Here is a 5,538-nt window from a genome sequence, read left to right as displayed (position 1 = left end):
GAGCACCCGGCACAGCCGCTGCACGCCGAACTCGGCGCGATGGTCGGAGATGAAGTCCCAGCGGCGGGTCTTCACTTCACCTCCTTTGCGAAATACGCGGCTGCCCGGCGCAGGATCTCGCGTTCGAGCTGCCATTCCTTTTCCGCACCCCGTAGCCGGGCGTTCTCCGCCCGCAGGCGCGCGAGCTCGTCCGCCTCGGTCCCGTCGGCGCCGGTACTGCAGTCCTGCGACCGCGCGTTACGGGCGGTGTCCTTGCGGACCCACGTCCGTAGCGTCTCGCCACTGACGCCCACATCCGCGGCCACATCCGCGTACGTGCGTTTACCGTCGGCCGCGCGGTACAATGCGACCGCGTCTTTCCGGAATTCCTCCGTGTACAGAGACTGGCGTCCCACCTCGACATCCCTCCTGGCTCTCCTAGAACCATTGTCAGGGGTGTCCACTCCAAGGGGGCAACCTCAGTGGGCGGGGTTTTCAACCGGGTGGCTGTATTGGTACTTCTGGGTCATCGTCGTCGGATTCGAGGCCGTCGTCGGCGGTCAGATGATCAACAAATGGATTCCTTCGCTGCCGGTGTGGGCTATCGCAGCTGCCCTCATGGTCATCATGACCGCGGTCAACCTGCTCTCGGTGGGCGCGTTCGGTGAGGCCGAGTACTGGTTCGCGAGCATCAAGGTGGTCGCTATCGTCGCTTTCATTGCGGTCGCCGCACTGTTCGTCTTCGGGCTCTGGCCCGGCGCGAGCATCGACTTCTCCAACCTGACCAACCATGGCGGGCTCCTCCCGAACGGGCTGGCCACCCTGTTCATCGGCGTGGTCGTGGTGATCTTCTCCATGACCGGTGTCGAGGTCGTCACCATCGCCGCCGCCGAGTCGGCGGAACCGGCCAAGGCGATCCGCAAGGCCGTCAACTCCGTCGTCTTCCGTATCCTCGCGTTCTTCGTCATCTCCACGTTCCTGATCGCGGTGATCGTGCCGTGGGATTCGGTAGTACCGGGCGAGTCTCCGTTCGTCGCCGCCCTGGACCGGATCGGAATCCCCGGCACAGCGGACCTGCTCAACCTTGTCATCCTGGTGGCGGTGCTGTCGGTCCTCAACTCCGGGCTCTACACCTCCTCCCGGCTGCTGTTCGTCATGGGCGGCCGCGGTGACGCACCGGCGTGGATGACCTCGACCAACAAGCGTGGCGTGCCGGTCAAGGGCATCCTGTCGTGCACCGTCATCGGCTACGGATGCGTGGTCCTTGCGGCAATCTTCCCGGACACGGTGTTCCTGTTCCTGATCAACGCCTCCGGTGCGGTGTTCCTGTTCGTGTACTTCATGATCTGCATCTCCGAGCTGCGCCTGCGTCGACGGTGGGAGAAGGAGAACCCCGGCTCCCTCGAGTTCCGGATGTGGCTCTACCCGGGCCTTCCGATCCTGGTCACGGTGGCCATCGTCGCGGTACTGGTCAGCATGGGTTTCCGGGAAGCCAATCGGATCGAACTGATGCAGGGAATCGCGGTGTGGGTGGTGCTGACGATCGTCTACTTCGTCAAGAAGAAGACCCGCGCCTCCACACAGGTGGCGCCGGCCGCCCACGACAGCGGACCTGACGCATCCGGGGTGGCCACGGAGAGCATCAGCTCCTGAGCTTCGAGGTAGCACCTGAACACCAGATGGGCTGGTCCGTGACGGACCAGCCCATCTGGTGTTCCATTCAGTCGATCAACTCGTCGAGATCGAGTTTCGCTCGCTCGGCACCGGACAGGGCGAGCCAGAACATCGCCGAGCCTTCGGTGGAGGTCGGCTTCAAGCCGGTGAGTTGCTCGACGCGGCGCAGCCGGTAGACGAGGGTCTGCCGGTGGATCTTCAACTCGTCGGCGCTCTTCTGCCACGCGCCATCGTTCCGGAGGAACACGCGCACCGAGGTCACCAGCTCACCCTCGTTGCTCTTGTCATGAACGATGAGCGGGCCGAGGGTGGTGCGGACCAACCTCCGGGTGTCTTCCATGCTGCGGGGCAGAAACCCGACGTCGTCGATGTCTTCGCCGTAGACATTGACCGTCTGGTCTTGCTCATGAGCGCGGGCCACGGCGAGCTGTGCCTGCCGGGCCGCCTCGGCGACACTCGAATTGGCGGTCAGAGTGCTGCTGACCCCGACCGCACAGTCCGGAGCGAGCTTGGCGCTGATCGTCGCCAGCAGGTCGAGATCGCGGGGCACCACCCCGATGAGTAACGCCGCGCGCGGCAACAGCAGCGGTGCGTACTGCTGCAGACAGACCTGCAGGTGGATGGTCTCGTGATGAAGTGGGTCGGCGTTCGGGGTGCTCCAGCAGGCGACGACCACCCCATTGGTCATCCCGCGGTGGCGCAGTTCGGGCCACACGGCGGCGAAGGTGATGGTTTCGTCGAGAAGGCCGACGAGCAAGTCCGCCCCGGACGCACGGAGACGGTCGCGTTGAGCGGCATCATGTTCGAGTTCGAGGGCAATCAGGCCCCCGAGGTGCTGCAGGAGCGGGCGGTCGTTGACGGGGACCCGGCCGGGACTGGCCGACAGCACCACTTCTCCTGCCCCCGGGATCGGAATTTCGACGTGGTCGGCCGCAGGATCCGCGTGGCCGCTCCGCTCGTGGAGAGCCAGGCGTCCGCTGACAATGACCTCGCCGCCGGCACCGTGATCGCGGACCTCGAGAGCCCATCCGGTGGTCCCTTCGAGCGCGGAGATCCGGTCCCCGAAGGTGCCGCGTGCGTGCAGGGCCTGCCAGTACACGTCGTACAGGCGGGTGATGGTGGACAGGCGCTGTCGTTCGGATTCGACGGCACTTTCGATGACGGTGCGCGCGAGCGCGACGAATTGCAGGTCGAAACTTGCCGAGAGCACGGGGAATCCGCGACTTTCGGCGACTTCGAGCAGTGCCGGCGTGACATCCGGGGTGCCGGGGCCGCGGGCGATCACCAGGGCGCTGACCTGGCTGTCGATCAGGTGCGCCATCCACTCGGACTGCTCCGTGTCGCCGTGAGGCAGCCCGCCGCCGGTGGTCATGACGAGATCACCGTGTTCGAACCACAACCACGGATCGGGCAGGTCACAGGCATGCGCCCAGGTCACCAGCCTCGCGCCGCCGCTCTCACCGGCGAGATATCGCAGGCCGAGCGATGGGATCGCGGCCAGCTGATCGACGGAGATCATCGGCCTTCACCTCCTCATACAAAAGTACAGCCGCCAGCTATATGTCTGTAAATCCGGAGTATGTCGGGGCTCACACGCTGAGACGACACTGGACTTCGACGCACGAACGAACGAACGGCTGGAGGCTGTAAATGGTGGTCAGTAACGCCCGCGCGGAGCGCGGTGTGTCAGGTGCCGCAGACGGTACACCCCTGTGGCGCGAAGACCGAGAGCACACATCCCGGCGGCCCACGCTGCCCGGCAACATCACCGCCGACGTGGCGATCGTCGGTGCCGGGTTCACCGGACTGTGGGCGGCCTACTATCTGCTGCAGGCCGACCCGACGCTGAAAGTAGTTCTGCTCGAACGGGAATACGCCGGCTTCGGCGCCTCGGGACGCAACGGTGGGTGGGCGTCCTCGATCTTCCCGGTGTCGCTCGGCCGCGTCGAACAGCTGTACTCGCATCGCGCCGCCCTGGATCTGCAGGCGGCGATGAACGAAACGGTCAGCGAGATCGGCGACGTCGTCGCGGCCGAGAAGATCGACTGCGAATACTCCCGCGACGGATTCGTCTCCCTCGCCCGCAGCCAGGCGCAATGGGCACGGGCGAAGGCGACCGTCGATGGCGCCGAGAGGTTCGGCACCCACGGGCAGTGGCAGTTGCTCGACGCCGACGCCGCGCGCGAGAAGGTCAACGCAGCCGGTGTGCTCGGCGGTATCTACACCGAGCACTGCGCCCTGCTGCACCCGGACAAGCTGGTGCGCGGTCTCGCCGGCTGGGTCGAGGAGCGCGGCGGGGTCATCTATGAGGACACCGCGGTCGACGAGATCGGCATGGGCATCGTCTGGACGCAGCACGGGTCGGTCACCGCATCCGTCGTCATCCGCGCCACCGAAGCGTTCACCCCCGAATTCCCCGACTACCGGCGCAATGTGGCGCCGCTGTACTCGCTCGTCGTCGCGACCGCCCCGCTGCCGGACGAGGTCCGTCTGGAACTCGGCCTCGACGGCCGAACCGCGTTCAACGACATGCGGAACCTGCGGATCTACGCCCACCCGACCAACGACGGCCGCCTCGTCTTCGGCGGGCGCGGGGCGCCGTACCACTTCCGGTCCAAGGTCCACCCGTCGTTCGACGTCGACGAGAAGATTCACGAGAAGATCATCGACACGATGCACGAGTTCTTCCCGACACTGAAGGACGTACCGATCACCCACCGGTGGGGCGGCCCACTCGGTGTTCCGCGCGACTGGTTCCCCTCGGTTGGTTACGACCAGAACAACAAAATGGCCTGGGCCGGACCGTATGTCGGCGACGGGGTCGCCACCAGCAACCTCGCCGGCCGCATCCTGCGCAACCTCATCCTCGACAAACGCGACGACCTGAACTCACTCCCGGTGGTCAACCACCACTCCCCCAAATGGGAGGTCGAACCCTTCCGATGGTTCGGGGTCAACGCCGGACTGCGAGCCGCCGCGACCGCGGACCTCGAAGAGCGCGTCACCAACAAACCGTCCAAGGTGTCCGCGCTGCTGGAAAAGCTCACCGGCGCCCACTGACATCCCCTCGACCGATTCCTGGAGACATCGAACATGGCTTCACTGATCCACCTGCCCTCCACCGTCGTGAACGGTGAGCTGACCCCCGCCGGCCAGCGACCCGGTGCCGACAGCGGCGACCCGCAGCTGCGCACCCTGCCCGTCGACGGCGGCACCGACGCCCAGATCGGAATCTGGGAATGCCAGCCCGGCGGCTGGCCTGTCGTCGACCGACCCAACACCGAAACCTGCTTCATCATCGAAGGCAAGGCCACACTCACCGACGACGAGACCGGCATCAAGGTCGAGATCTCGGCCGGCGATTTCGTGGTCCTGCCTCCGGGATGGTCCGGACGCTGGGACGTCACCGAAACCGTCCGCAAGACATACACCATCTTCTGATGCCGATCGTGCCGCTTTCCCGACGAGACCACCAGCTTCTTCTCATTCGACAGGACCCCACTTCATGACACACAACGACAGCACCCTTCGGGCGATCCCACACTGGTTCGACAACAAGACGTTCACGGGTACGAGCGGCAACACCGCCCCGTTGACGAACCCTGCCACCGGTGCCGTCACCGGTCAGGTCGCCCTCGCCAGCGTCGAGGACGCCCGCGCCGTCATCGACGCCGCCGCCGCCGCGTTCCCCGCCTGGCGCGACACCTCCCTCGCCAAACGCACCCAGGTGATCTTCACATTCCGGGAACTGCTCAACGCCCGCAAGGGCGAACTCGCCGAAATCATCACCGCCGAGCACGGCAAGGTCGTCTCCGACGCCCTCGGCGAAGTCAGCCGCGGCCAGGAAGTCGTCGAATTCGCCTGCGGCATCGCCCACCTGCTCAA

Annotated in this window: 5 protein-coding genes and 1 pseudogene; 4 read left to right on the top strand and 2 right to left on the bottom strand. The window is 65.7% G+C overall.

Annotated features, from left to right (window positions below; all coding sequences use genetic code 11):
* Positions 1-395, bottom strand: a pseudogene (locus ACNJ7E_RS00780) (transposase); the annotation flags it as partial.
* A 40-nt stretch (positions 396-435) separates the two neighbouring features.
* Between ACNJ7E_RS00780 and ACNJ7E_RS00775 the strand changes: the two are divergent.
* Positions 436-1,632, top strand: a complete 1,197-nt coding sequence (locus ACNJ7E_RS00775; RefSeq protein ID WP_418338773.1) for an amino acid permease — start codon at positions 436-438, stop codon at positions 1,630-1,632.
* Between the two features lie 67 nt (positions 1,633-1,699).
* Here ACNJ7E_RS00775 and ACNJ7E_RS00770 read toward each other — a convergent pair whose 3' ends face one another.
* Entirely contained in the window at positions 1,700-3,172 is a 1,473-nt protein-coding gene (locus ACNJ7E_RS00770) for a PucR family transcriptional regulator (RefSeq protein WP_418338772.1), read from the bottom strand.
* 131 nt (positions 3,173-3,303) lie between these two features.
* Here ACNJ7E_RS00770 and ACNJ7E_RS00765 point away from each other — a divergent pair, with 131 nt between their 5' ends.
* From ACNJ7E_RS00765 to ACNJ7E_RS00755, 3 genes are all read left to right on the top strand, one after another.
* On the top strand, positions 3,304-4,713 hold the full coding sequence (locus ACNJ7E_RS00765) for an NAD(P)/FAD-dependent oxidoreductase (RefSeq protein ID WP_418338771.1): 1,410 nt from the start codon (positions 3,304-3,306) through the stop codon (positions 4,711-4,713).
* A 33-nt stretch (positions 4,714-4,746) separates the two neighbouring features.
* Positions 4,747-5,094 (top strand): cupin domain-containing protein, encoded by a 348-nt coding sequence (locus ACNJ7E_RS00760; RefSeq protein WP_280782272.1) that lies wholly within the window; start codon positions 4,747-4,749, stop codon positions 5,092-5,094.
* Positions 5,095-5,158: 64 nt separating this feature from the next.
* The coding region (locus ACNJ7E_RS00755) for an aldehyde dehydrogenase family protein (protein WP_418338769.1) at positions 5,159-5,538 on the top strand (380 nt) is incomplete at its 3' end.

The organism is Rhodococcus mengyinensis (assembly GCF_048381435.1).
In the GTDB taxonomy this organism is placed as follows: Bacteria; Actinomycetota; Actinomycetes; order Mycobacteriales; family Mycobacteriaceae; genus Rhodococcus_F; species Rhodococcus_F opacus_D.
The sequence above is the reverse complement of the archived record's forward strand: the minus strand, read 5'-3'. Positions and strand labels throughout refer to the sequence as shown.